We start from the raw sequence: 666 nt of genomic DNA, 5'->3' as shown, positions 1-666 counted from the left end.
GACTACAACAACGGTATTCAGAACACCGCAAGTCACAATCTCAATTTACTTTGCAGGTGCATTCTCAGCAGCACCTTCCATCACTTGCTCAGCAGCCTCAGCGCCTTCCTTTACCTCGTTCTTAAGGGAATCAAGAGTATCAACCACTTGGTCAGCACCTTGTTCAACACCTTCCTGAACAGTCTCGATAGCCTCTTCAGCTTGTTGTTGCTGGTCGTTATTGTTAGACTCAGACTTGCATGAAGTGAAAGCGAGAGCAGCGGCAACAGCAGCTGCTGCGATAAATAACTTCTTCATAATACAATCTCTAAAAATGTTGTGATAAATAAAAGATAAGTTCTTGTGAACAATTCAATTTGTTTTATACTTAAGCCCTTCTAGAGCTTGGAGCTCCTTATTGGCCTTAACTATTTTCTGCTTAAGATTCTCTTTGTAAGCTGCATACCTACTAGCTAAGTCACTATCAGCTAATGATAGCATCTGGACGGCTAGCAGTGCAGCGTTAAGAGAAGCATTGATACCTACCGTTGCCACAGGCACTCCAGGAGGCATCTGTACGATAGCAAGTAGAGCATCCATCCCCTCAAGGGTCGACTTGATAGGCACTCCAATCACTGGGAGTGTGGTGAAAGCTGCAATAACCCCACATAGGTGGGCCGCCATACC

The 666-nt window shown here is 44.9% G+C and carries 2 protein-coding genes; both read right to left on the bottom strand.

The features are described 5' to 3' along the window. Positions 1 to 45: 45 nt before the first annotated feature. A complete protein-coding gene (locus QVO39_RS08205) occupies positions 46 to 297 on the bottom strand; it encodes a hypothetical protein (RefSeq protein WP_021903764.1) in 252 nt (83 codons plus the stop codon). Between the two features lie 54 nt (positions 298 to 351). Beyond that, positions 352 to 666, bottom strand: a 315-nt coding sequence (locus QVO39_RS08200) for an AIR carboxylase family protein (RefSeq protein WP_288171945.1), incomplete at its 5' end; no start/stop codon positions are given.

This window comes from Porphyromonas sp. CAG:1061 (genome assembly GCF_000435035.1).
In the GTDB taxonomy this organism is placed as follows: Bacteria; Bacteroidota; Bacteroidia; order Bacteroidales; family Porphyromonadaceae; genus Porphyromonas_A; species Porphyromonas_A somerae.
Note: the sequence above shows the minus strand (reverse complement) of the source record. Positions and strands in the feature narration are given on the sequence as shown.